Source organism: Mesorhizobium temperatum (assembly GCF_002284575.1).
Taxonomy (GTDB): domain Bacteria; phylum Pseudomonadota; class Alphaproteobacteria; order Rhizobiales; family Rhizobiaceae; genus Mesorhizobium; species Mesorhizobium temperatum.
The window spans coordinates 218,180-242,602 of sequence record NZ_NPKJ01000076.1 but is presented as its reverse complement, the minus strand read 5'-3'; the positions used below and the strand labels follow the sequence as shown (position 1 = coordinate 242,602).

24 protein-coding genes are annotated in these 24,423 nt (G+C 61.6%); 12 read left to right on the top strand and 12 right to left on the bottom strand.

Annotated features, from left to right (window positions below; genetic code table 11):
- Positions 1-220 precede the first annotated feature (220 nt).
- A complete protein-coding gene (locus CIT26_RS34750) occupies positions 221-1,387 on the top strand; it encodes an acetyl-CoA acetyltransferase (RefSeq protein WP_095496762.1) in 1,167 nt (388 codons plus the stop codon).
- 130 nt (positions 1,388-1,517) lie between these two features.
- Complete coding sequence (locus CIT26_RS34745; RefSeq protein ID WP_095496811.1) at positions 1,518-2,522, top strand: asparaginase; 1,005 nt, start codon at positions 1,518-1,520, stop codon at positions 2,520-2,522.
- A gap of 10 nt (positions 2,523-2,532) precedes the next feature.
- Here the strand turns inward: CIT26_RS34745 and CIT26_RS34740 are convergent, their stop codons facing one another.
- Positions 2,533-3,909: a TIGR03808 family TAT-translocated repetitive protein gene (locus CIT26_RS34740; protein ID WP_095496761.1), complete on the bottom strand. Its 1,377-nt coding sequence runs from the start codon at positions 3,907-3,909 to the stop codon at positions 2,533-2,535.
- A gap of 118 nt (positions 3,910-4,027) precedes the next feature.
- Here CIT26_RS34740 and greA point away from each other — a divergent pair, with 118 nt between their 5' ends.
- Complete coding sequence (gene greA / locus CIT26_RS34735; RefSeq protein WP_095496760.1) at positions 4,028-4,501, top strand: transcription elongation factor GreA; 474 nt, start codon at positions 4,028-4,030, stop codon at positions 4,499-4,501.
- Here the strand turns inward: greA and CIT26_RS34730 are convergent.
- The 4 genes from CIT26_RS34730 to CIT26_RS34715 all read right to left on the bottom strand — a co-directional run bounded on the left by CIT26_RS34730 (position 4,498) and on the right by CIT26_RS34715 (position 8,737).
- The gene (locus CIT26_RS34730) at positions 4,498-4,887 is read right to left on the bottom strand and encodes a type II toxin-antitoxin system death-on-curing family toxin (protein ID WP_095496759.1); all 390 of its coding nucleotides are present in this window, start codon (positions 4,885-4,887) and stop codon (positions 4,498-4,500) included. The two genes, greA and CIT26_RS34730, sit on opposite strands and share 4 nt — an antisense overlap.
- Entirely contained in the window at positions 4,884-5,105 is a 222-nt protein-coding gene (locus CIT26_RS34725; protein ID WP_095496758.1) for an AbrB/MazE/SpoVT family DNA-binding domain-containing protein, read from the bottom strand. Before CIT26_RS34725 ends, CIT26_RS34730 begins: the two co-directional genes overlap by 4 nt.
- Positions 5,106-5,174: 69 nt before the next feature.
- Positions 5,175-7,298, bottom strand: a complete 2,124-nt coding sequence (gene scpA / locus CIT26_RS34720) for a methylmalonyl-CoA mutase (protein WP_095496757.1) — start codon at positions 7,296-7,298, stop codon at positions 5,175-5,177.
- Complete coding sequence (locus CIT26_RS34715) at positions 7,295-8,737, bottom strand: methylmalonyl-CoA mutase subunit beta (protein WP_095496756.1); 1,443 nt, start codon at positions 8,735-8,737, stop codon at positions 7,295-7,297. The genes scpA and CIT26_RS34715 overlap by 4 nt, the downstream gene beginning before the upstream one ends.
- Positions 8,738-8,994: 257 nt before the next feature.
- On the opposite strand from CIT26_RS34715, the gene CIT26_RS34710 reads away from it, so the two are divergent.
- Positions 8,995-10,539, top strand: a complete 1,545-nt coding sequence (locus tag CIT26_RS34710) for a helicase HerA-like C-terminal domain-containing protein (protein ID WP_095496755.1) — start codon at positions 8,995-8,997, stop codon at positions 10,537-10,539.
- Positions 10,540-11,012: 473 nt separating this feature from the next.
- On the opposite strand, the gene CIT26_RS34705 is transcribed toward CIT26_RS34710, so the two are convergent.
- The 3 genes from CIT26_RS34705 to CIT26_RS34700 all read right to left on the bottom strand — a co-directional run bounded on the left by CIT26_RS34705 (position 11,013) and on the right by CIT26_RS34700 (position 12,767).
- The gene (locus CIT26_RS34705; RefSeq protein ID WP_095496754.1) at positions 11,013-11,837 is read right to left on the bottom strand and encodes a L,D-transpeptidase; all 825 of its coding nucleotides are present in this window, start codon (positions 11,835-11,837) and stop codon (positions 11,013-11,015) included.
- 63 nt (positions 11,838-11,900) lie between these two features.
- On the bottom strand, positions 11,901-12,101 hold the full coding sequence (locus tag CIT26_RS36300; RefSeq protein ID WP_143747980.1) for a hypothetical protein: 201 nt from the start codon (positions 12,099-12,101) through the stop codon (positions 11,901-11,903).
- A 3-nt stretch (positions 12,102-12,104) separates the two neighbouring features.
- Positions 12,105-12,767: a haloacid dehalogenase type II gene (locus CIT26_RS34700; protein ID WP_095496753.1), complete on the bottom strand. Its 663-nt coding sequence runs from the start codon at positions 12,765-12,767 to the stop codon at positions 12,105-12,107.
- A gap of 153 nt (positions 12,768-12,920) precedes the next feature.
- Between CIT26_RS34700 and CIT26_RS34695 the strand changes: the two genes are divergently transcribed.
- The 4 genes from CIT26_RS34695 to CIT26_RS34680 all read left to right on the top strand — a co-directional run bounded on the left by CIT26_RS34695 (position 12,921) and on the right by CIT26_RS34680 (position 16,107).
- Positions 12,921-13,799 (top strand): branched-chain amino acid aminotransferase, encoded by an 879-nt coding sequence (locus CIT26_RS34695; protein WP_095496810.1) that lies wholly within the window; start codon positions 12,921-12,923, stop codon positions 13,797-13,799.
- Positions 13,800-13,904: 105 nt separating this feature from the next.
- Positions 13,905-14,501, top strand: a complete 597-nt coding sequence (locus CIT26_RS34690; protein ID WP_029354634.1) for a superoxide dismutase — start codon at positions 13,905-13,907, stop codon at positions 14,499-14,501.
- Between the two features lie 202 nt (positions 14,502-14,703).
- Entirely contained in the window at positions 14,704-15,147 is a 444-nt protein-coding gene (locus tag CIT26_RS34685) for a c-type cytochrome (RefSeq protein ID WP_095496752.1), read from the top strand.
- Between the two features lie 9 nt (positions 15,148-15,156).
- Positions 15,157-16,107 carry a cytochrome c gene (locus CIT26_RS34680; RefSeq protein ID WP_095496751.1) on the top strand — a complete coding sequence of 317 codons (951 nt, stop codon included), beginning with the start codon at positions 15,157-15,159 and terminating at the stop codon, positions 16,105-16,107.
- A gap of 28 nt (positions 16,108-16,135) precedes the next feature.
- Here CIT26_RS34680 and CIT26_RS34675 read toward each other — a convergent pair whose 3' ends face one another.
- Together CIT26_RS34675 and CIT26_RS34670 are read right to left on the bottom strand one after the other, a co-directional pair.
- Positions 16,136-16,519 (bottom strand): SET domain-containing protein, encoded by a 384-nt coding sequence (locus CIT26_RS34675; RefSeq protein ID WP_095496809.1) that lies wholly within the window; start codon positions 16,517-16,519, stop codon positions 16,136-16,138.
- A 160-nt stretch (positions 16,520-16,679) separates the two neighbouring features.
- The gene (locus CIT26_RS34670) at positions 16,680-18,830 is read right to left on the bottom strand and encodes a S9 family peptidase (protein WP_095496750.1); all 2,151 of its coding nucleotides are present in this window, start codon (positions 18,828-18,830) and stop codon (positions 16,680-16,682) included.
- Between the two features lie 118 nt (positions 18,831-18,948).
- On the opposite strand from CIT26_RS34670, the gene CIT26_RS34665 reads away from it, so the two are divergent.
- Both CIT26_RS34665 and CIT26_RS34660 read left to right on the top strand, forming a co-directional pair.
- Positions 18,949-19,317 carry an SH3 domain-containing protein gene (locus CIT26_RS34665; RefSeq protein WP_095496749.1) on the top strand — a complete coding sequence of 123 codons (369 nt, stop codon included), beginning with the start codon at positions 18,949-18,951 and terminating at the stop codon, positions 19,315-19,317.
- Between the two features lie 427 nt (positions 19,318-19,744).
- Entirely contained in the window at positions 19,745-20,170 is a 426-nt protein-coding gene (locus tag CIT26_RS34660; RefSeq protein ID WP_023800837.1) for a Ros/MucR family transcriptional regulator, read from the top strand.
- A gap of 139 nt (positions 20,171-20,309) precedes the next feature.
- On the opposite strand, the gene CIT26_RS34655 is transcribed toward CIT26_RS34660, so the two are convergent.
- Entirely contained in the window at positions 20,310-20,738 is a 429-nt protein-coding gene (locus CIT26_RS34655) for a SufE family protein (protein WP_095496748.1), read from the bottom strand.
- Between the two features lie 113 nt (positions 20,739-20,851).
- Positions 20,852-21,220 (bottom strand): DUF5330 domain-containing protein, encoded by a 369-nt coding sequence (locus tag CIT26_RS34650; RefSeq protein ID WP_095496747.1) that lies wholly within the window; start codon positions 21,218-21,220, stop codon positions 20,852-20,854.
- A 534-nt stretch (positions 21,221-21,754) separates the two neighbouring features.
- Between CIT26_RS34650 and CIT26_RS34645 the strand changes: the two genes are divergently transcribed.
- Both CIT26_RS34645 and CIT26_RS34640 read left to right on the top strand, forming a co-directional pair.
- Complete coding sequence (locus CIT26_RS34645) at positions 21,755-23,491, top strand: PAS domain-containing sensor histidine kinase (protein WP_095496746.1); 1,737 nt, start codon at positions 21,755-21,757, stop codon at positions 23,489-23,491.
- Positions 23,466-24,233 carry a peptidoglycan-binding domain-containing protein gene (locus tag CIT26_RS34640; RefSeq protein WP_095496745.1) on the top strand — a complete coding sequence of 256 codons (768 nt, stop codon included), beginning with the start codon at positions 23,466-23,468 and terminating at the stop codon, positions 24,231-24,233. Before CIT26_RS34645 ends, CIT26_RS34640 begins: the two co-directional genes overlap by 26 nt.
- Positions 24,234-24,423 lie beyond the last annotated feature (190 nt).

The following is a 24,423-nucleotide window of genomic DNA, read 5'->3' as shown; positions in this document are numbered from 1 at the left end:
CTTGCTCCGGCCTGTGAGACGAGATTATTTTTTATTGACGGATCAATCAACAAAAATCCAGCCTGATTTGGTGGCAAAAGTGAGGTGCCGTGACCAGATACTCAAGATCAAGCGATTGTGTGGTTCTGGCCCCTTCACGAAGTCGCTGGAACGGTTCATGCTTGAACAATGCTGAGGCGCTGCGACATCGCGTAGCCCGGCCCGTAGGATGGAGATAACCATGACAGCATGCATCGTCGGCTGGGCGCATTCGCGTTTCGGCAAGCTCGAAGGCGAGACGCTGGAGGGCCTGATCACCAAGGTGGCTAGCGAGGCGCTCGATCATGCCGGCATCGGTCCGGACGAGGTCGACGAGATCGTGCTTGGCCACTTCAATGCCGGCTTTTCCGCACAGGATTTCACCGCAAGCCTGGTCCTGCAGGCCGACGACCGGCTGCGCTTCAAGCCGGCGACCCGCGTCGAGAACGCTTGCGCCACCGGTTCGGCGGCGGTCAGGCAAGGCATCCGCGCCATCGACGCCAATGCCGCCCGCATCGTGCTGGTGGTCGGCGCCGAGCAGATGACGACGACATCAGGTCCAGAAATCGGCAAGAACCTTCTCAAGGCCTCTTATCTGCCCGAGGAGGGCGACACGCCGGCAGGCTTCGCCGGCGTTTTCGGCAAGATCGCCCAAGCCTATTTCCAGCGCTATGGCGACCAGTCGGACGCGCTGGCGATGATCGCCGCCAAGAACCACAAGAACGGCGTCGACAATCCCTATGCGCAGATGCGCAAGGATTTCGGCTATGAGTTCTGCCGGCATGAGAGCGAGAAGAACCCCTTCGTCGCTGGCCCTCTGAAACGCACCGACTGCTCGCTGGTTTCGGACGGCGCCGCCGCCCTGGTCCTTGCCGACACGGCGACTGCGTTAAAGATGCGCCGCGCCGTCGCCTTCCGCGCCAACGAGCATGTGCAGGATTTCCTGCCGATGTCGAAGCGCGACATCCTGGCGTTCGAAGGCTGCGAACAGGCCTGGAGCCAGGCGCTGAAGAGGGCTGGTGTGACGCTCGATGATCTGTCCTTCGTCGAGACGCATGACTGCTTCACCATCGCCGAGCTGATCGAATATGAGGCGATGGGACTGGCGAAACCGGGTGAGGGCGCAAAACTGGCGCTGGATGGCGAGACGGCGAAGGACGGTCGGCTGCCGGTCAATCCGTCCGGCGGGCTGAAGGCCAAGGGCCACCCGATCGGCGCCACCGGCGTCTCGATGCACGTGCTGACCGCCATGCAGCTCGTCGGCGAGGCCGGCGGCATCCAGGTGCCGGGAGCCAAGCTTGGCGGCATCTTCAACATGGGTGGCGCCGCGGTCGCCAACTACGTTTCCATTCTCGATCGGATCAGATAAAAGCGGCCCGCATTACAGCGCCGCGCGCCCCTTCCGGGCGCGCAAAGGGCGCTGTAACACTTTGATTTTACGCATGATCCTTTTCGAAAATCGATTCCGATTTTCGAGGTCATGCGTTAGCGGGGAATTCATGACAAATCCGGTTCTGGTCGAAGTTTTGCGCGGCGCCGTGGTCGAGAGCGTGCATCGTGGCGCCATTGCGGTCTTCGATGCCGACGGCAAATCAGTCTGGGAAATCGGCGATACGACCCGCCCGGTATTCCCGCGCTCGGCCGTCAAGGCGATCCAGGCGCTGCCACTGGTCGAAAGCGGTGCCGCCGATGCGTACGGTTTCGGCGACCGCGAACTGGCGCTAGCCTGCGCTTCGCATTCCGGCGAGCCGGCGCATGTCGAACTGGCGCGGGCGATGCTGGCGAAGGCCGGGCTGGACGAGACCGCGCTGGAGTGCGGCGCCCATTGGCCGTCCAACCATCCGGCGACAGTTGCGCTCGCCCGTGCCGGCAAGGCGCCAAACGCACTGCACAACAACTGCTCAGGTAAGCATGCAGGCTTCCTCTGCACCTGCGTCCAAACCGGCATCGCCCATCGCGGCTATGTCAAACCAGGCCACGCCTCGCAGGAGATGGTGCGCGACGCGATGCAAGCGGTGACAGGTGCCGTCCATGATTTTGATCATTGCGGCACTGACGGCTGCTCGATCCCGACCTATGCCGTGCCATTGCGCAGCTTCGCGCTCGGCTTTGCCCGCATGGCGACCGGTGTCGGCTTTGAGCCGGTGCGCGCCAAGGCGGCAAAGCGGCTGCTTTCCGCCTGCATGGCCGAGCCCTTTCTGGTTGCCGGCACGGGCAGGGCTGATGTTGCGCTGATGGAAGCCGCACCCGGCCGGATTTTTGTGAAGGGAGGCGCTGAAGGCGTCTATTGCGCGGCACTTCCCGAGCTTGGCCTTGGCATAGCGCTGAAATGCGATGATGGCGCCGGCCGGGCGGCTGAAGTCATGGTCGCGGCGTGCATGGCCAGGTTTTTCCACGCCGACAAGGCGCTGGCGGCAAGACTGATCGAACAGGCACATCCGCCCATCGAAAGCCGGATCGGCGCCAAGGTTGGCGTACTCCGGCCCACCGCCGCACTAAGCTGAGAACGGCCATTCAGCTCACATGATTGCGCTCGATGGTCAGATGCGCATAGCCGGCATTGCCCGATGAGGCGAGATCGTCGGTCACCGGCTCGGCCCAGCGGTGGCCGACGATCGCGCCGTTTTGGGCGCCGTCGATGACATTGTCAGAGATGACCGCCGTCCCGGCGCCCTCGACCACGGTGACGGCAATGCCGGTTCCAGCCTTGCGGATGATGTTTGCGGTGGCGACCACGTTGCGCATGAACGGTCCCCAGCCGATGTGCATGCCGTAGAGCGGCGCATTCTCGATGACGTTGCCGGAGACGGCAGTATCCGCCTCGACGCTGATACCGACGCCGAAACCGGGCGCGTTGGCAGGGTAGGGGCCGCTGGTCGAGAGGTTGCGGACGATGTTTCCGGAACACACGCCCATGCGGCCGCCTTCGTTGAAATTGACGATCGAGATGCCGTTGGCGGCGCCATCGACGATGTTGTTGCTGACGATCGCTCCCTCGAACGAGAATTCGGAATAGAGCGCCGTTTCGCCCGATCGCGAGCAGGTGTTGCCGGTGATATGCAGATTGCTGGCGCTGTTGGCGCGGATCGCCGAAAACGCACAGTCCGAGACGATATTGCCCGAGATGATGACGTTGCCGGCGCGAAACGCATTGATGCCGTTGCCATTCTGGCCGGTTCCGCCGCTACGCGCCTGAATGCGTTCGACGCGGTTGCCGCTGACGATGGTGCCGTCCTCGGCCGCTTGCCAGCGGTGCACGAGGATACCGCCATTGGCGCAGTCGGAAACGGTATTGGCTGATATCTCCAGGCCGGCGGCTTCGACCGAATAGATGCCGGCGTCGGCCGCGTCCGATATTTCCGAGCGCTCGATGCGGCCCGAAGCGTGCTCGAGCGCCAGGCCGCTTTTGCCGCTGCCGGTGATCTGGCAATTGTCGATGACGAGGTGAGCAACGCGGCGGAGGCCGAGGAGGCCTTGCGCGTAGTCGGCCATCCAGCGGTTGGTGCCGTCGAACATCAGCCCGGTGAGTTCGATGTGCTCGGCCTGTTCGGCCATGAGCAGATGGCCGTTGCCGCCGTAGACGATCCGCGATGCGCCCGGCACGCCGGAAAGTCTGATACGGCTGGGCAGCGAAAGGTTGGATACGACATAGGTTCCCGGCGGCAGGAACACCGGCATGTCGCGGTCGCTTGCGTCGCGCAGCAGCCTGGCGAAGGCCTTGCTCTGGTCGTCAAGCGCGCCGGGCCGCACGCCAAGGTCGGCAGCGTTGATCGAGCCGTGCATCGAGGCATTGTCGATGCCGGGCAGGCTGCCCGCCGCTGCCTTGCCGAGCGAGAGGCCCAGGACGGCAAAGCCGGCGGTTTGTGCGAGAAATTTTCGTCTGTTCAACATCGGCACAGATTCCCAGCGTTCGGCCGTCGCGCCGCAGGAATCGTGCCAGACCGGATCGGCTGATCCGGTTTGCCGGCAAAAGCTTGTGAAGTCGCCGCGCGAGGCATAAGCTCGACTAATGAGCAGAGCCTTCACGCGCGAAGAGGATAGCGAAAACGCCATCGCCGGCATCGGCGAGCGGCCGATCAGTCCGCACCGCAATCTGGTGACGCAACGCGGCCTGGCGCTGATCGACGCCGAACTGGCTGCCCTGCGCGATGATCTGGCTCGAGCGGAAAAGAGGGCCGACCGCGAGCGCATCGCGCTCATCTCGCGCGACCTGCGCTACTGGACCGCGCGGCGTGAAAGCGCCGAGCTTTCCGTGCCGGAACCGGGCAGCAATCTGGTTCGCTTCGGCATGGGCGTCACGCTGGAAGGCGATGACGGCAGGAAGGTGCACTGGAAGATCGTCGGCGAGGATGAGGCCGATCCGGCCAAGGGCACAATTTCCCATGTTTCACCGATGGCCCTGGCCTTGTTCGGCAAGAAAGTCGGCGAAATTGCCGTTGTGAACGGCAAGGAATGGGAAATCGTCAAGCTCTCCGACAATTAGTCCTCGATCTTGACAATATGGTCGCGGAAGAACGCCGCAGCGCCAGCCTCGTCGATCTCGCCGGCGGCAACGCCCATGACGAATTCATAGATCGTGCCGCTGTCGGCCGTCAGCGTATAGCCGTTGACAATCAGGAACACGCCGGCGGCGACGATGGCCGTGCGCTTGTTGCCGTCGACAAAGGCGTGATTTCTGGCGATGCCGAAGATATAGGCCGCAGCCAGATCCCCGATCGATGGATCACCATGGTTCGCCTTGTTCTCGGCGCGGGCGAGCGCCGATTCAAGAGCATTCTCGTCCCTCAAACCCTGCGCGCCGCCATGCCGGCGCAGCTGCTCCGCGTGCATCGCTTCCACGGCGCGCCGGCTCAGGAATTGCCAGCTCATTCGGCGAGCTTCTGAAGCGCCACTTTGTATTTGTCCATCACCTCGCGGGCAGCTTTCATTTGCCGCTCGAAGCTATCGTCCACCGGCTTCAGCGCAAGGCCATCACCGGTTTCAACGATTTGAAGCTGGTCGCCAGCCTTCAGGTTCAGACGATCGAGAAGCTCCCTCGGCAGGATGACGCCTTCGGAATTGCCGATCTTGCGGATGGTCGTGTTCATGGCGCTGCACCTTGTTGCAACACCAATTATAACGAAACCCGCCCTCGTTACAACATATATTATAACGGCTCATCCAGCCTGCAACAGCCGGTCCATCAGCCGGTCGGCGGCCTCGGGGATGACCGTGCCCGGCGGGAAGATCTCCGCGGCCCCCGCCTGCATCACAGCATCGTAATCTTGCGGAGGGATAACGCCGCCGGCGACGATCAATATGCCGTCGCGTCCGAGCTTCTTCAGCGCGTCCTTGAGTTCGGGAATGAGCGTCAAATGGCCCGCCGCCAGCGACGAGGCGCCGATGATATGCACGTCGTGCTCGACCGCGAGCCTGGCGATCTCGTCCGGCGTCTGGAACATCGGTCCAACGGTCACGTCGAAGCCGAGATCGGCAAATGCCGTGGCGATGACCTTCTGGCCGCGATCGTGGCCGTCCTGCCCCATTTTGGCGACGAGAATGCGCGGCTTGCCGCCGGACTTCTCCTCGAACGCCACGATCTTGTCCTGCAGCCGGTCGACTACCGGATTGTCGCCGAGCGCCTTGCGATAGACGCCGGAGATCGTCTGGACCGAAGCGACATGGCGGCCGAAGACCTTTTCCAGAGCCAGCGAAATCTCGCCGACCGTGGCGTTGGCGCGCGCGGCGCGAATGGCGAACTCCAGCAGATTTTCGCCGCTCTCCGCAGCGCGGCTCAGCGCACCCAGTGCGCTCTCGACGGCACCGACGTCGCGCGTGCCTTTCAGCCGTTGCAGTTTCGACAATTGCCGGGCTCTGACTTCAGCGTTGTCGATCTTCAGCACGTCGACTTTGATGTCCGTCTCCGGACGATGGGCGTTGACGCCGACCAGTATCTGCTCGCCGGAATCGATCCGCGCCTGCGTGCGCGCGGCGGCCTCTTCGATGCGCAGCTTCGGTATGTTTTTTTCGGTTGCGGCGGCCATGCCGCCCAGGCTCTCGACCTCTTCGATATGGGCAAGCGCGCGCGCCGCCAGGTCATGCGTCAGCCGTTCGAGATAGGCAGAGCCTCCCCATGGATCGATGATGCGGGTGGTACCGGATTCCTTTTGCAGGATGAGCTGCGTGTTGCGGGCGATACGAGCCGAATGGTCGGTCGGCAGCGCCATCGCCTCGTCGAAGGAGTTGGTGTGCAGCGATTGCGTATGACCCTGCGTCGCCGCCATCGCCTCGATCATGGTGCGGATGATGTTGTTGTAGGGGTCCTGCGCCGTCAGCGACCAGCCCGAAGTCTGGCAATGGGTACGCAGCGACAGCGAGCGCTCGTCCTTCGGCAAGAAGTTCTTCAGCATCAGGATCGACCACAAAAGGCGGGCTGCCCTTAGCTTGGCGACCTCCATGAAGAAGTTCATGCCGATCGCCCAGAAGAAGGAAAGGCGCGGCGCGAAACGGTCGATATCGAGACCCGCCGCGACACCGGCGCGGGCATATTCGATGCCGTCGGCGATCGTGTAGGCGAGCTCGAGGTCGGCGGTCGCACCTGCCTCTTGCATGTGATAGCCGGAGATCGAAATCGAATTGAACTTCGGCATGTGCTGCGACGTGTAGGAGAAAATGTCCGACACGATCCGCATCGAAGGCTTTGGCGGATAGATGTAGGTGTTGCGCACCATGAACTCCTTCAGGATGTCGTTCTGAATGGTCCCAGTGAGGTCCTTCTGCGCAACGCCCTGTTCTTCCGCCGCCACGATGTAGAGCGCCATGATCGGCAGCACCGCGCCATTCATGGTCATCGACACCGTCATCTCGTCAAGCGGTATGCCGTCGAAGAGCTGGCGCATGTCGAGGATGGAATCGATGGCGACGCCGGCCATGCCGACATCGCCGGCGACACGCGGATGATCGCTGTCGTAGCCGCGATGCGTGGCAAGGTCGAAAGCGACCGACAGTCCCTTCTGGCCGGCTGCAAGGTTGCGCCGGTAAAAGGCATTCGACTCTTCCGCCGTCGAGAAGCCGGCATATTGCCGGATCGTCCACGGCTGCTGGACATACATGGTCGGGTAGGGGCCGCGCACGAATGGCGGCAGGCCCGGATAGGTGTCGAGATGCGGTAACCCCTCGAGGTCGCCCTGGTTGTACAGATGCTTGATGGCCAGCCCTTCCGGGGTCATCCGCTGGCCATTGGCCTCGATCGGCGCCCGGCGCGGCGCCGACCAGCCGATCTGGCTGAAATCCGGGATCATGGCGCTGCTCCGATCGATTGATCGAGGCGGATCGGAAATAGCGGCTCGCACACCGCTACGCCCTCGGTGACGGCAGGCCGCCGCTCCGCCGCCAGCGTTTCGACCGGACGTTCGGTCTTCGACGGGTGAAGTGTCGTGCCGATTATGGCCCGATCGCCCGCCTGATAGGCAGCATTGCGGCGGGCGGCGGCCGCCTGAACCCGTTTCTGGATATGTCCTTGCTGCAGGCTGGACAGCACGCCGCCTTCCGCCTCGATCAGCCGGAATTCTTCCCACGCCGCTTCGCAGAGTTCGGCGGTCAGCGCTTCAACGGCGCCCGAACCGCAAGCAGGGTCGGCGACATGATCGATATGGCTTTCGTTGGCCATGATCAGTTGCGTATTGCGGGCGACACGGCGGGCAAAGCCCGCCGGCAGGCCATGCGCGATCGTATGCGGCAGGATGGAGATCGAATCCGCCCCGCCGGCTGCCGCGGCAAAACCGGCGATCGCGGTACGCAGGATGTTTGTCTCCGGGTCCGCCGAAGTCATCATGCGGAAGGACGTCTCGGCATGGATGTTGGCGGTGGCGGCGGCGATCGAGCATGCCTCCTGGACCCGCGCCCACAGCCTGCGCAGGGCCCTGACCTTGGCCATCGACACGAACTGGTCCTGGTCGACGCTCAGAGCAAAGCCGATATGGGGCGCCGCATAGACGAGCGGCTGGCGCGCCTCCTCGAACATCCGGAGATAGGAGACCGCCGAAGCCATCATGGTGCCCAGCTCCTGCGCTTCGGTGGCGCCGGCATTGTGGAAGACGCGTCCGTCTGCCTCCAGCAGAACCCCGGGCACGTCCATCGAGAAAAAATGTGCCAGGGATTGCGGCATCGACGCCTGCAGGGCCTCGATCGACATCCGCAACCGGCCGGTTCCGGCAAAGATCGCCGCCGGATCGATACCGAAGGAAAGGTTGAGCTTTGCCGGGTCTGACCGGCGCTTGCTCAAGAACGCAACCAGCCAGTCGGCCACGGCGCGGCTCCAGGGATGCGCGTCGATGCGGACCTGGATGCGGTTGAGCGGCACGCCGTCCAGCACGGTCTCCAGCGCCTCGGCAGTCCTCGGCAGGCCGTAGCCGAACGCATTCGGCGCGCCTTCGAAGACAAGCGACAATCCGGTGGCACCCTGTGCGACGTCTTCCAGGGCCTGGGCTTTGGCGCGGCCGATATCCGGATCGTCGATACGCTGGCTGACGATCCACGGCGATCTGGGATTTGCCCGCGCGAGAGGCTCTCCGGTGACCGAACGATCATAGAGCGGTTCGATGCGGATGCCATCGTCCGTATGGGATACGAGCTTTTCCTCGAAGGATCCGCCGGCCAAGGCTTTTTCCGCAAGGGCCAGCCACCGCTGCCGGTCAGGGTTCGGAAGTTCGGCATCGTGGTTCAAGGCACCGGCGCCCATCCGCTCTCCTCGTCTTCTCGGCCGATAGGCCTGGAACGTCAGTCTACGGTTCCCCGTCCCATATCACAATGCAACACGCGTCCTGCGACGATGAACCGTCAACCGATTGCCAAACATGCGCAAAATCCGCAAGCTCCAAAACCAATTTCGACCATGGCCATTGTCGCTGCGCAATGGCGTCATTATACCTGCGGCGAGCCCCGTTACTTTCAATAGACCAGGGCGTTCAACACTTCAGGTTTGCGGAGACCGGACACATGGCTGACGACACCAGTATTTTCATAGGAGCCAGCCGAAAGCCTGATGACAGCTACCAGCGCGCAGAAAATCTGCTGCTTCAGTATGGCAATCGTCACGGCCTGGTCACCGGCGCGACCGGCACCGGCAAGACCGTGAGTTTGCAGATTCTGGCGGAAGGTTTCTCCAATGCCGGCGTGCCGGTCTTCTGCGCCGACATCAAGGGCGATCTGTCCGGTATCGCCATGATGGGCACCGCACAGGATTTCCTGGTCAAGCGCGCCGAGCAGGTCAAGCTCGATCCTTATGATTTCCAGGAATTTCCGGTCATCTTCTGGGATTTGTTCGGCGAGCAGGGCCATCCGATCCGCGCCACCGTCTCGGAAATGGGGCCGCTGCTTCTGTCGCGCCTGATGAACCTGTCCGAGGCGCAGGAAGGCATCATGAACATCGCCTTCCGCATCGCCGACGAGGAAGGCCTGTTGCTGCTGGACCTGAAGGATCTGCAAGCGCTTCTTGCCAACATCGCCGAACGCGCCGAAGAAATCGGCGCTCGCTACGGCAATGTGACCAAGCCTTCGGTCGGCGCAATCCAGCGCACGCTGCTGGTTCTAGAGCAGCAGGGAGCGGCAAATTTCTTCGGCGAGCCGGCGTTGCGGATCGCCGACATCATGCGCACGACCCGCGACGGCCGCGGCGCCATCAGCGTGCTGGCCGCCGACAAGCTGATGATGAATCCCCGGCTCTATGCGACATTCCTTTTGTGGCTGATGTCGGAACTGTTCGAGGAGCTTCCCGAAGTCGGCGACCCCGACAAGCCAAAGCTGGTCTTCTTCTTCGACGAGGCGCACCTTCTGTTCGATGACGCGCCGAAGGTGCTGATCGACCGGGTCGAACAGGTGGTCCGCCTGATCCGCTCGAAGGGCGTCGGCGTTTACTTCGTCACCCAGAATCCGCTGGATATCCCCGAAACGGTTCTGGCACAGCTCGGCAACCGGGTGCAGCACGCCCTGCGCGCCTACACGCCGCGGGAGCAGAAGGCCGTGAAGACGGCCGCCGAGACGTTCAGGCCCAATCCCGATTTCGACTGTGCGACCGTAATCACGCAGCTCGGCACCGGCGAGGCTCTGGTCTCGACGCTGGAAGCCAAAGGTGTTCCGTCCATGGTCCAGCGGACGCTGGTTCGCCCGCCGTCGTCGCGGCTTGGTCCGATCACGCCTGACGAGCGTCGCAAGCTGATCACTGAGAGCCCGGTTGCGGGACAGTACGACCAGACCGTCGATCGCGATTCGGCGTTCGAGATGCTGCAGAAAAAGGCCAAGGACGCTCTCGACGCGGAGGCGCAGCAGCAGGAGAGCGGCCGCTCACGCTGGACCATTCCAGGCTTCGGCAATGACGATCCCGCCCCCCAGCCCACCGGCGGCAGGCGGGCACCGGCGCCGCGATCGTCCAATCGCCAGACGGTGGCGGAGGCGGCGATCAAATCGGTGGTTCGTTCGGTCGGCTCGTCCGTCGGACGGGCAATCGTGCGCGGCATCCTCGGCAGCCTGGCAAGGGGGCGCTGAGGGCATTGGTGTCATCGGCCTAATTGGGGCTGGACCGCAGCTACACGCCAATAGCGGATCTCGCGGAGGGTTTGTGCTCAGGTCTTCTTTCCGGATATGCCGAGGTCAAGGTCATACTCTTGGCCATCGCGTACCGGCCGCACGCGCGCGCCTTGAGCAGAAAGGCGTGCAAGTCGATCGTGAAGGCAACATCGTCTGACTGAAGCCGTAGAGGGAACGTCCGCCCAGCGTACGATCCAGAAGACGCCTCTAAGCCGCTGAGGATAGCAAGCGGACTATAGGCCTATGACGCAGATTATTTCAACGTTCGCGGTGGTTGATGAGCGTGACTAGACTAGTGGCGTTGCCACGTAGTGCGTGGCTAACTGCGATGCTCAGACATAAGCATCGGACCCAGAGGCGGGCACCGGTTTGGGGACAATCCAAGAAAACAAAAGGAGCGGCTCGATGGCCGCTACTTTGCTTCGACCAGCTCAGAAAATCGAGTCCGAGATCGTTCTTGCCGGACCGAGCAGGATGGATCCTTCCGGGACGCCCGCATCGATTGGAATGGCTTTGCGGTCTGCCGTGGCAACCAGTTCCTGACCGACACCGGCGGTAACGATCACCGGCGTCTTGTTGGGCACACGGTCATAAAGGTCGATGATGTCCTGATTTATCAAGCGAACGCAGCCAGATGACACCGATTTGCCTATGGAATACCACTCCGGCGAGCCGTGCAGGCGGTAAAGCGTGTCCTCGTTGCCCTCGAAGAGATACAGCGCTCGCGCGCCGAGCGGATTCGTCAGCCCGCCGGGCATGCCGCCATTCTCGGCGCTGTATTTTGCGAGCTCGGGCTGGCGGGCGATCATTTCGGCCGGCGGGGTCCATTTCGGCCACTTCTGCTTCCACTGGACGACGGCATCGCCAGACCATTCGAAACCGGCGCGACCTAGCCCGACACCGTAACGAATGGCTTGTCCGCCCGGACGCACGAGATAGAGGTGATGGCCGGCCGTATCGACGACAATGGTGCCGGGCCGTTGGCCGGTCGGATCGGGAACGATCTGACGCAGAAATTGCTCGTCGATTTTCTCGAACGGTATGCCCGGGAGTTCGAAGCCACCGTCGCTGACCGGAGCGTACATCGTTGCATAGTCCAGGAGCGGCGGCTCGACATTGGCTGGCGGCGGAGGCTCGACCGGCTGCCCTCCCACCGTGGTGCAGGCGGAAACCGCAATCGAGGCGGCGCCGAGTGCAGCGGCGCTGAGAAAGCCGCGACGGCTCAGGCGATAGGGTTCGATTTCGGTTGTGAACATAGTTGCCTTTTTGGTCTCAAAACGAAACAAAACATGAATACGCCGATCAGCACGGCGCCAGCCCTACCAATGCTCGGCGCGATAGGCGGTTCCGATTCTGGCCTGAGGGTGGACAAACCAAGGCAAAGCTGTGGCGGCGCCGCCGCTGTTGCGCCGGGGCAACAGGGCTACAGCGCGCGGCGTCCATTTGGACGCGTAAGGACGCTGTAGCACGTTTAATTTGCGCATGATCCTTTGCAAATCGATTCCGATTTTTAGGGTCATGTGTCAGCCTCCGGCCAGCAAGCCTTCGAGCGAGGGCAGGATCAGGGCCGGCGGAAAGTCCTGGTATTCTTCGGGCTGGTTGGAGCGGTTGATCCAGACTGTCCGGAAACCAAATTTGGTGGCGCCGGCGACGTCCCAGCGGTTCGATGACTGAAACGACACCGCACCCGGATAGAGGCGCCAGCCTGTCGTGACCATGTCGTAGACCGACGGATCGGCCTTGAAGCGCTTGACGGCGTCGACGGAATAGATGTCGTCCAGAAACTGGTCGAGCGCGGCCGATTTGACCGCCGCCTCCAGCATTTCAGGCGAGCCGTTTGAGAGTATCGCCAGCTTGGCGCCAGAGGCTTTGAGCGCTTTGAGCACGGCCGGCACCTCCGGATAGCAGTCGAGTCGCCAATAGGCGTCGAGCAGCTTGGCCCTGAGCCCCGTGTCCGCGGAGGGAATCTTGCGCAGCGCGAAATCGAGCGCCTGCTCGGTGAGTTGCCAGAAATCGGCGTAGGCGCCCATCAGCGTCCTCACCCAGGAATATTCCAGCTGCTTGGCGCGCCATATCTCCGACAAGAGCTGGCCGTCCGGCCCGATCTCGTCGGCATGACGCCGCACGGCGGCATGGACATCGAACAGCGTGCCGTAGGCGTCGAAAGCGTAAGCCGTGTGGTGCATGGTGACAGTTTTGCGGCGAGGCAAGGCAAGGCGCAAGCACAGATTGCGGTTCACATAGCGCTGGCCTCAACAAATCTCAGCGATGCCCGTTGACGGCGGACGCCAAAGCATCTTCCAATGGCGACACAGGACAGTCTGGAACGGAACCAAGCGATGACACTGGCGACTGCGGCGCAATCCGCGACATGGACCTTCGTGGATGGTGACTGGTACGAAGGCAACGTCGCCATCCTGGGGCCGCGCAGCCATGCCATGTGGCTCGGCACCAGCGTGTTCGACGGCGCCCGCTGGTTCGAGGGCGTCGCCCCCGACCTCGACCGCCACGCCGCGAGGGTTAACGCTTCGGCGATCGCCCTTGGTCTCAAACCATCCATGAGCGCCGAAAAGATCGTCGGGCTGACCTGGGACGGGCTGAAGAAGTTCGACGGCAAGACGGCGGTCTACATAAGGCCGATGTACTGGGCCGAGCATGGTGGTTATATGGGCGTGCCGGCAGATCCGGCCTCGACTCGTTTCTGCCTTTGCCTCTATGAATCGCCGATGATCCCGCCGTCGGGCTTTTCGGTCACCGTCTCGCCATTCCGGCGTCCGACCATCGAAACCATGCCGACCAACGCCAAGGCCGGCTGCCTTTATCCCAACAATGGTCGTGCCATCCTCGAAGCCAAGATGCGCGGCTTCGACAACGCCCTGGTGCTGGACATGCTTGGCAATGTCGCCGAGACCGGAACCTCGAACATTTTCCTGGTCAAGGACGGCCATGTCCTGACGCCGGCGCCGAACGGCACGTTCTTGTCCGGTATAACCCGCTCGCGGACGATGACGCTGCTTGGCGAGTATGGGTTCAAGACCACCGAGAAGACGCTGTCGGTGCGCGACTTCCTCGAAGCAGACGAGATATTCTCGACGGGAAACCATTCGAAAGTCGTGCCGGTCACCCGCATCGAGGATCGCAATCTCCAGCCCGGGCCTGTAGCCAAGAAGGCGCGCGAACTCTACTGGGATTGGGCGCATTCGACTTCGACCGGCTGACTGGCGAAAAAGCGAACCGGCGCCTCATTCCGGAGTTGCTCCATATCAATCCAGACCTATGTTAGTCCGGTATTGCACCGGATTTTTCCACGAGGAGTACGACCGATGGCTTTTGAATTGCCCGCCTTGCCCTATGACTACGAGGCCTTGCAGCCTTACATGTCGAAGGAGACGCTGGAGTATCACCACGACAAGCACCACAAGGCCTATGTCGATAACGGCAACAAGCTGGCTGCCGAAGCCGGGCTCGGCGATTTGTCGGTCGAAGAGGTTGTGAAACAGTCCTTCGGCAAGAACCCCGGGCTCTTCAACAATGCCGGCCAGCATTACAATCACATCCATTTCTGGAAGTGGATGAAGAAGGGCGGAGGCGGCAACAAATTGCCGGGGGCGCTGCAAAAGGCGTTCGACAGCGACCTCGGCGGCTACGACAAGTTCAAGGCCGACTTCATCGCCGCCGGAACCACTCAGTTCGGTTCAGGCTGGGCCTGGGTTTCGGTCAAGGACGGCAAGCTGGCGATCTCGAAGACGCCGAACGGCGAGAACCCGCTGGTCCATGGCGCGACGCCGATCCTGGGCGTCGATGTCTGGGAGCACTCCTATTACATCGACTATCGCAATGCCCGGCCGAAATATCTCGAAGCCTTCGTCGACAGTCTCATCAACTGGGACCATGTCCTCGAGCTCTACGAAAAGGCGTAGGCCTAACTGAGTTGCAGAAAAGCCCCGGCAAAACCGGGGCTTTTCTTTTGGCTCAAGATCGGCCGCCCTTTTCCAGCACAGAACGACTGTCGCAAAAATTCACACAAGCGTGAGGCGAATTTCCGGAATTTTTAAGCCAATTTTGCCGTTATCGATCAGTTCCGACCTTCATCCGAAACGTCCTCACCATGGAGCCAATTGAATGAGAAAGCTTATCCTCGCCATCTCGATGCTCGCCTTCGCCGGTTCGGCGGCATTCGCCGATCCGATCCAGGAGCGCCAGGCCCTGATGAAGGAACGTGGAAAGATCGCCGGCCAATTGTCGAAAGTGGTCAAGGGCGAGACCCCTTACGACGCCGCGGCCGTGCTGGCGGCGTTGAAGGCGCTGCAGGCCAACGCCGAGAAATTCCATGCAAACGTCGAGACCCTTTTCCCGGCTGGCAGTGAAACCGGCGACACCACCGCTGCCACCAAGATCTGGGAGGATATGGCCGGCTTCAAGGCGGTTGAGGAAAAATATCTCGCCGACGTCAAGGCGGCGGCGGCCGCCGCCCCTGCCGACGTCGATGGCTTGAAGGCGGGGTTCAACACCATAGGCGGCGATTGTGGCACCTGCCACCAGACATACAGGATAAAGAAGGGCTGATAGCGGGCGATGCGCCGGCTGAAAAAACTCGTCGGCGCCGCCCTCGTACTGGGCACCGCCGGCGCTGTCGCTGGCTGGTTCCTGTCGGCGCCGGTCAGGCTCGACACTGAGACCCTGGCGCAGCTCGGCCCCGGCGATGCGGCCAGGGGCAAACGCGTTTTTTATGCCGGAGGCTGCACATCGTGTCATGCGAAGCCAGGCTCACAAGGCGATGCTCGCCTTCAACTGGCAGGCGGTCTCGAACTCAAGACGCCGTTCGGCACCTTCGTGCCACCGAACATCTCGCAGGATGCCAAGGACGGTATCGGCGCCTGGTCGGTCGAAGACCTCGCCAACGCAATGATGAAGGGGGTGTCGCCGAGCGGCGAGCATTTCTATCCGGCGTTTCCTTATGCATCCTACGCGCGCATGAAGCCGGCCGACATTGCCGATCTCCATGCCTTCCTGAAAACGCTTCCGGCGGTCGCCGGCAAGGCGCCGCCCAATTCACTGGGATTCCCGTTCAACATCCGTCGCGGCATCGGGTTGTGGAAACGTCTCTATTTGAGTGACCAGCCGGTGGTTTCCTTCCCCGATGGCACGCCGGATCCGGTGATGGCCGGCCGATACCTGGTCGAAGGGTCGGGCCATTGCGGCGAATGCCACACGCCGCGTGATTTTTCTGGCGGCACCAAAAAGGGCGAGTGGCTGGCCGGAGCCACTGCTGCCGAAGGCAGCGGCATCGTGCCGAACATCACTTCGGGTGAAGGCGGGCTCAGTGACTGGTCGGAGGCCGATATCGCCTACTTTCTCGAAACCGGCTTCACGCCGGATTTCGATTCCGTCGGTGGCGCCATGGTCGACGTTCAGAGAAACATGGCCGAACTGACGCCCGAGGACCGGGCGGCGATATCAGCCTATCTGAAGGCCATACCGCCGCATCCCAATGGCTATCCGGCGCGCAAGCAGCCTTCGAGCTGACGCGGAAACCGGACGGGATGGCGGCGCGTCAGCGGTCGCCGAGGAAATCGAAGCCGGCTTCGAAGAAATGATTGTAGTTGCAGGTCATTTCCTCGCCGGGCGCGATGTCGCGCGACGCATACGTCTCCTCGGGCGAGGAGACGTCGCAATTCGGGTCATCGGCATGGTTCATGTAGCGCGCGTCGTCGGCTTCGAAGACGATGTAGTTCGGGTCGCGCCGGTCGGGATAGGAATAGCGATCGAGATAGGCTTTGATCGGCCCGGTTTCGCGCTCATAGGTCTCGACCGGGATGCGCCGGTCGTAATTGGGATCGAGCTTCCAGACCAGTGTGCCACGGGGAATGTGGTTCTTGGCAAAGACACCGATGCCCTGAATGGGCGATTTGTCGAGATAGACGTCGACGAGCAACATGGCAGACCCTTGACCTGACTGGATGATTTGGCGGCGCGGCTGCGAAAAGCCGCGCAATGGGTAGCGCGCGGCCATCGCAATTGCGAGCGGAAAATCAGCCACGCCATGACCCGAAATCGGAATCGATTTTCCGCCGGGAATCGTGCGCAAGATCAAGCTCCTACAGCGCCCTTTGGGCGTCCAAAAGGATTGGCGGCGCTGTGGTGGCAAGGTCGGCCTTGCCTGCCACCTTCAGTGCAAACGCATAGGTGAAGGCGATTTCCTCGAGCCTGGAAAACCGGCCGGATGCGCCGGCATGGCCGGAGTCCATGTTGATCTTGAACAGCACCGGATTGTCGCCGGTCTTGCGGTCGCGCAGCCGCGCTACCCATTTGGCCGGCTCCCAATAGGTGACACGCGGGTCGGTAAGACCGGCAAGCGCCAGGATCGGCGGATAGTCAAGCGCGGCGACATTGTCATAAGGCGAGTAGGCAGCGATCGTCCGGTAGTCTTCCTCCGACGCGATCGGGTTGCCCCATTCAGGCCATTCCGGCGGCGTCAGCGGCAAGGTCGCGTCGAGCATGGTGGTCAGCACATCAACGAACGGAACCTCGGCGACAATACCGCCGAAGCATTCCGGCGCCATGTTGGCGACGGCGCCCATCAGCAGGCCGCCAGCCGAGCCACCCTGTGCGACAATGCGATCATGGGCGGTGTAGCGCTCAGCGACGAGATGGTGGGCGACCGCGATGAAATCGGTGAACGTGTTCATCTTGTGCGCCCGCTTGCCGTCATCGTACCAGCCATAGCCCTTGTCCTTGCCGCCGCGGACATGGGCAATCGCGTAGACGAATCCGCGGTCGACCAGCGAAAACAAATTGGTGTTGAAGGCGGCCGGGACCGTGATGCCGTAGGAGCCGTAGCCGTAAAGCAGGCAAGGCGCTGATCCGTCGAGCGGCGTGTCGCGATGGTGGATGAGCGAGATCGGCACCAGTTCGCCGTCGGCTGCGGGCGCCATCAGCCGCCGCGTCACGTAATGCTCCGGGTCGTGACCGGACGGAACTTCCTGGGTCTTCAGCAGCACGCGCTCGCGGGTCCGCATGTTGTAGTCGAAGACTTGCGCCGGCGTTGTCATGGACGAGTAGGAAAAGCGCATGATCTCGGTGTCGTATTCATAGGATCCCGACAGGCCGAGCGAGAAGGCTTCCTCGTCGAAGGAGATGAGGTGTTCCTCGCCGCTCTTGCGGTCACGCACGACGATGCGCGGCAGGCCTTCCTTGCGTTCAAGCCTGACCATATGGTCCTTGAAGCCGATCACCGAAAGGATCAGCCGGCCCGCTTCGTGCGGCACCAACTCCTGCCAGTTGGCGCGCACCGGGTCGCTCGCCGGCGCCGTCATGATCTTGAAATCCTTGGCGCCGTCGGCGTTGGTGAGAATGAAGAAGGTATCGCCGCCTTCTTCGAGATCGTATTGCAGGCCGGTCTCGCGCGGCGAAACTAGCTTCGGTTTGGCGAATGGCTCGCTGGCGCTTATGATGCGGTATTCCGAGGTCTCGTGATCGTTGATGCCGACCATGATCCATTCGTTGGAGCGCGTGCCGCCGACATTCATGAAGAAGCCCGGATCGGTTTCTTCGTAGATCAGCCGGTCGTTCTCAGGACTGTCGCCAAGGGCATGGAACAGCACCTTGGAAGGACGGTGGTTGGGATCGAGGCGGGTGTAGAAAAATCCGTCATTTCCGGCATCCCACACGCCGCCGCCACCTGTGTCCGGGATCCTGTCCGGCAACTCCTTGCCGCTGGTAAGATCGCGCACACGAAGCGTGAAGAATTCGGAGCCCTTGTCGTCGAAAGCCCACAGGAGCTTGCCGTGATCGGCCGAATGGTCGACGCCACCGAGGCGGAAATAGGCCTTTCCCTCGGCCTCGAGGTCACCGTCGAGCAGGATCTGCTGGTCGCCGCCATCGCGCGGCGTGCGGAAATAACGCGGCTGCTCGCCGCCAAGCTTGAAGGATGACCCATAGGCGTACGGCCCATCCTTCATCGGCACGGAAGAATCGTCTTCCTTGATGCGGCCCTTCATCTCCTTGAAAAGCTGCTTCCGTAACTGGGCGGTGTCGGCGATCAACGCCGCTTGATAGGCGTTCTCGGCTTCGAGATGGGCGCGGATCTGGCCGTCGAGCAGCGACGGATCCCTGAACATCTCTTGCCAGTTGTCGGCTCTCAGCCAGGCATAGTCGTCCGTCCGGGTTACTCCATGATGTAGATCGAAGACCGGTCGCTTCTCGGGTTGTGGCGGGCTGACAGTCGGAAATGCTGGGATTTGGGTCATTGCGTCTCGCTGTGGAAGTTACTTGAATGGAGAATGAACACGCCGATCAGCGCGGGTTCAAGAGCCGGAATATATGTTTGCGTCGGGCTCCAGAAGATGAGCCGGAGGAGAGGGAAAAATGAAATTCCGTTTTCACGTTGCTGCGGCTTTCGCCGTCGCTTCGACAGTTTTGGCCTTTACCGGCCAATCTCATGCAACCGTGTTCGCAGCTTGGCAAGTCACCAACGTTCCGTTTGGCGACACGCTCAACGTGCGCAAGTATCCGGCGGGGTCATCCCAGAAGCAGGCCGCCTATCCCAACGGTGCCGTTTTGCAGATGACCGGGAAATGCACAGGCGGCATAAACCTGCTCGACATCGCCAAGCAGCCGGCTTGGAAGCAGGAACAGAAGATACGCTATCGCTGGTGCGAAGTTTGGCATGATCCGGCACAGAACGGCAATTTCGTAACCGGCTGGGTCTACGGAAAATACATCACCCCACATTGATGGATCGGTGCCGGTCCGCGGTGCTGATTCCGGCTTGCTTGCAAACAGCAAATCGCAACCTATGGTTTTGTGGACTCTGAAAACAACCAGCTAGCCTGCGCCACAACCAAGCATAGCCAAGCATTGAGATTTTTTTACTGGCTCTCATGGATGTAACGGCAGCTCGACCGAGCGTCCGCCGCTGCTGGTCTGCCCAGAAAATATCGCAAAGTTACAGAGTGCACGAAAGGTTGAAGCTGATCGTCGAATATTTTATTGCCATCGATGAATACAGCGCAAGAAGCGAATTGACTTACTTGGTTTAGTGGCCCATTAGGATGCTGCGACGCGAATCGCAGAGGCTCTTTCCTGCAAAAATTTCGCGCGATGCCCGACCTATCAAAAATAGGGCGCAGGTAGAAACAACTCACGTTGGGGCCAGGAAGCCATGGATATTATCGAAACACCTTCCAGAAATAGTGATGCGCTGATCGAATTGACGGCCGACGTCGTAGCCGCCTATGTCAGCAACAATCCGGTGCCGGTCGGCGAGCTGCCGAGCCTCATCGCCGATGTCCATGCCGCCCTCGGGCGCGTGGGCGGGGCCAGTGAACAGCCTCCTGCCGACAAGCAGAAGCCGGCAGTAAACCCGAAACGCTCCGTCCATGACGACTACATCGTCTGTCTTGAAGACGGCAAGAAGTTCAAGTCGCTGAAGCGTCACTTGATGACCCACTACGGTCTGACGCCGGACGAGTATCGTGAAAAATGGGGCCTGGACGCAAGCTACCCGATGGTTGCTCCCAACTATGCTGCCGCCCGCTCACAGCTCGCCAAAAAGATGGGTCTCGGCCGCAAGCGCAAGGGACGCTGACATCGGCTCTTCCCAACGTGGGTTGAACGATCAACGGCGCCTCCGGGCGCCGTTTTGGTTTCGGAGCATTGCTGGAGCAGCCGATATGCGTTGCGTCATGTGCGGGCTCTCCGTCATGCGGGGCAATCGCGCGGCCTAATCAGGCGGTCTGCCTCAACGCCGCCTCGGCGTCGCGTTTGATGCGCTTGACCATGGAACGAAGACCATTGGCGCGTTGCGGCGACAGGTGCTCGTCGAGGCCAAGTGCCTTCAGCGTGGCTTCCGCGTCGGTTTTCTGGATCTCGCTGGCGGGTCGTCTGGAAAACAGCGCCAGCATGATAGCGACAAGGCCGCGCACGATATGGGCGTCCGAATCACCGGCGAAGGTGACGACTGGGTCGGGACCCGGTCCATATTCGGTCGTCAGCCAGACCTGGCTGACGCAGCCGGGTACCTTGTTGGCAGGGTTGCGTTCCTCATCGGGAAACGGCGGCAGGGCCTCGCCCAGTTCGATCACATAGCGATAGCGGTCTTCCCACTCGTCAAGCAGGGAGAAGTCGTCGCGGATCGTTTGGATCGTCGTGGTCATCACCTCGGATATAGTCATCCGGCGACGCCGCGTCACGGAAAAAGAGGAAAAACACCATAGGCGTCGACGGGCGGACGGCCTGTGGTGCGGTGATAGATGCGCTGAAAAATATCTCAGTTTTTCGCCGGCAGATCGATTTTCGCCGGCAAGTCGATTTTCGCGGGCAAGACGATGTCCTCGGGCAAGCTGCCGGTCATTGTCGCCGTGTCTGGTTCGCCGGTCTTGTCGTCCAACATGGCGGCCGCGATCTTGGCGGTCTCCTTGGCCCGGGCGGTGATCGTGTGCATTGCGGACTTGCCGGTCTCGCAGACATCAGGCTTGCGCTCGCATATGCCGGCAATGTCGCCGACGGCTTCGCGTGCCGCAAACAACGCTTGGATCGGCCCGACGCTTTGGTGGCCTTTCTCGTCGGAGCCGACATTCAGCGGCAGTGCCAGAAGCACCAGCGAAAACCAGAAAGCCATTCTGATCAGAAAGCCCATCTGTATGCCCTCATCTGTGACCGGACCATGCATTCGTGCGGCATGACCTCTTTATGGGTACGATAGTTGCATAGACGCGCAAAGGACGGCTTGAACGGTCAGCGAAAATTTTCCTCAAATTTTAGGCAAATTCGAAACGAAGCATTTTGCAATGGATTTGTCTCAAATCCAGCCGATTTTCTTCACTTGAGGTTAACCATCCATCTAATTGTTTTCCGTAGTTATTTCGCCGAAACGCGGCGTGCCGGTGGCGACTGTCGGAGGCGAAAGGGCGGTTCGCCCGGATAACGCTCCATTTACTATGGCTGCAATTGCCTAGGTTTTGCCGCGCCGGCCTCCCAATATTTGTCTCAGGCGGGGCATTGATCGGTTCCTGCCTTATCCATTCCTTAAACGCTGGATGCGAGTTTCAGATCAACAAAAGCAGTCTGCGAAGCACGGCTGTTCACGACCAGGTGCGAGTGCGTTGAGTTGAGTTCGATAAGGGCCAGATACGTTGAGTTGCCCGGCGCGATGGCAGCCGGTTGCGAACGTATGGTTCATCCGTCGATCCTCGGACAGAACGACCGCCGGTGCCAGCGCCGGTTTATCGGTGTCATGCTGGCCGCTCCGTTCTTTGCGGCAGGCGCAGCAGTCACGCTGGTCACCTCGGGCATGGGCGCGGCCGTGACCATGGCAGCGATCTTTGCGACTTTCGGCCTCTGCTGGTTTGCCGCCTTGCTGGTGGCGGCATCGGGCAAGATGGCGTTTGCCGGCCAGGTCGCCCTGGTGATGGGCAGTCTTGCTCTTGCCGGTGTCATTGCCGCGGCGGACGGTCTGGCCTCGCCGGTCGCCATGCTTGTCGTGGCGCTGCCGTTCGAAGCCTGGTGGATCGGCGCGTCTCGTCGCGCTGCACTCTCGGGCGCCATAGCCGCATTTGTCGCTATCCTGCTGCAGGCTTTTGCCGGTTCTGTTTTCCCGTTCAGTCCGGCGGAAATCACCGCTTGGCATTGGCTGCTGCCGCTGGGTTGGGCGCTCACCCTCGTTCCGCGCGTCGCGAGACTTGGCAATCCGGCCGGCGCGCAGCTTGATCCGGCGACCGACGATCGGCTCGAAAACATCATCGACGCCGTTGTCCTGCGGGCCGGCAGGCATGGCGAGGTTCTGGATGCGTCGGCAAAGGCGCGCACAATCCTGAAGCTGCAGCCGGAACTGCTGTTCGGTAGCGGCCTGTTCGACCGTATCCATCTGTCCGATCGCGTCGCATACCTCAGCGCGCTGGCCGATATGCGCGATGGCGCGTCGGCACGTCGGCTCGATCTTCGCGTCCGACTTCCGCAAAACGGCAACGGCCCAACGGCGGACAATTACCGGCCGTTTTCCCTTGAGCTGGTGCGGGCGGAGCAGGAGGATGTCTTCGCGCTCGTCCTGCGCGAGAACGACGAGCTCGCCGGCTTGCGCGAAGAGCTTGCCGCTGCGAAAGAGGCGGCCGCGTCTGCCGAAGTGGCGAAGGGACGGTTTCTGGCGGTCGTCAGCCACGAGCTTCGCACGCCGTTGAACGCCATCATCGGTTTTTCCGACATGCTGCTGCATGAGATGTTCGGCACCTTCAAGGATCCGCGCCAGAAGGAATATGTCGGCCTGGTCAAGGAGTCCGGCCAGCATTTGCTTGCCGTCGTCACCTCGATACTCGACGTGTCGAGGATCGAAGCCGGCGCCTATGCAACCGAGCCGGAACCGTTCCGTTTCGTGGAAGCGGTCGAAATGTGCCAGTCGATGATGCGCTTGCAGGCCGAGGCAAAGAACATCGATCTACAGGCTCAGATCGCACCGGATGCCGGCGAGATAAACGCCGATCGTCGTGCCGTGCAGCAGATACTCATCAACCTAGTCTCCAATGCCATCAAGTTCACGCCCGATGGCGGCGATGTCGTCGTCGGCGCCAAGCGGATCGGCTCGCGACTGCATTTCTGGGTCAGGGACACCGGCATCGGCATCGCCGAGGAAGACTTTGCCAATCTCGGCAAGCCGTTCATGCAGATCCAGAACGACTATACGCGCCGCTTCGAGGGAACCGGGCTCGGCCTGTCACTGGTGAAGGGCCTGGTGGCGCTGCACGAGGGCACGATGTCGATCGAAAGCATGCCGGGCGACGGCACCACGGTCACGATCAGCTTGCCGGTGAACGGACCGAAGGGACGTTCGACGGACAAGCCCGGCGTGCTGCCAATGCCTGCGGCGAAGGCGGAGACGAAAGGGGACAGGCATGGCTCGCTCCGCAAAACAGCCTAAGACGGTCAAGCGCCGCGGCAATGCCTTCCAGGGTGGCGCGGTCGCGGTCGGCAGCCTGATCTCGCGCAATCCGGTCCTGGTCGGCGGTTCGACCGCCTTCCTGGTGACGCTGTTCTACGTCTCGGCGAACGCCCTGTGGTATCAGCCTTTTCCTCATGCCGGCGCGTTTTTTGCGACCAGGAGCATAGAGAGCTTTCCTCGAGCAGGTGCCGACGAACCCGAAACCACTATCAACATCGTGCGGCCGGGCTCGGCCCCGATCAAGAGCGATCCGGTCGTCGAGCAGATCCAGGGCATATTGAAGGACCTGGATTTCTATTCCGGCACGGTCGACGGCATTTCTGGCCCCAACACGCGTAAGGCCATACAAGCCTATCAGCAGAAGGTCGGGCTCAACGCTTCCGGTGAGATCGACAGCGTTCTGCTCGATCAACTGGGCGCCACGCCAACCGCCTCGACGGTCGTGCCGCATCCGGCACCTCGTCCGGACGACCTGGCCGCGATTCCCGTCTCCGCTTCGGCGCCGGCAGATGCGCCGGCGCAGGCACCCGACGCCCGTATCATCAAGATCCAGGCTGGGTTGAAGGCATTCGGCAATGACGATATGCAACTCGACGGCGTGGTCGGGGCCCGCACCAAGGCAGCGATCAGGGAGTTCCAGTCGCTGTTCGGGCTGCCTGAGACCGGCGAGCCCGACGAGGTCGTCTACGTCAAGATGCGCGAGATCGGCCTGACCAACTGATGGTCGAGGCGGGCGCTCGCCAGCCGGGTGGGCAAAAACCGATTTCGGTTTTCAGACCTTTGCTCTGGAGCATTTTGCAGCCAAACGTCTTCGTTTGGCGTCCGACAAATTGCGTTGAAACAAAAACCTGGAGCGCGGTTTTGGTTTCACCCAAACGCAAAGCGCTCTAAGTACCGTCCGATGTCGTCCA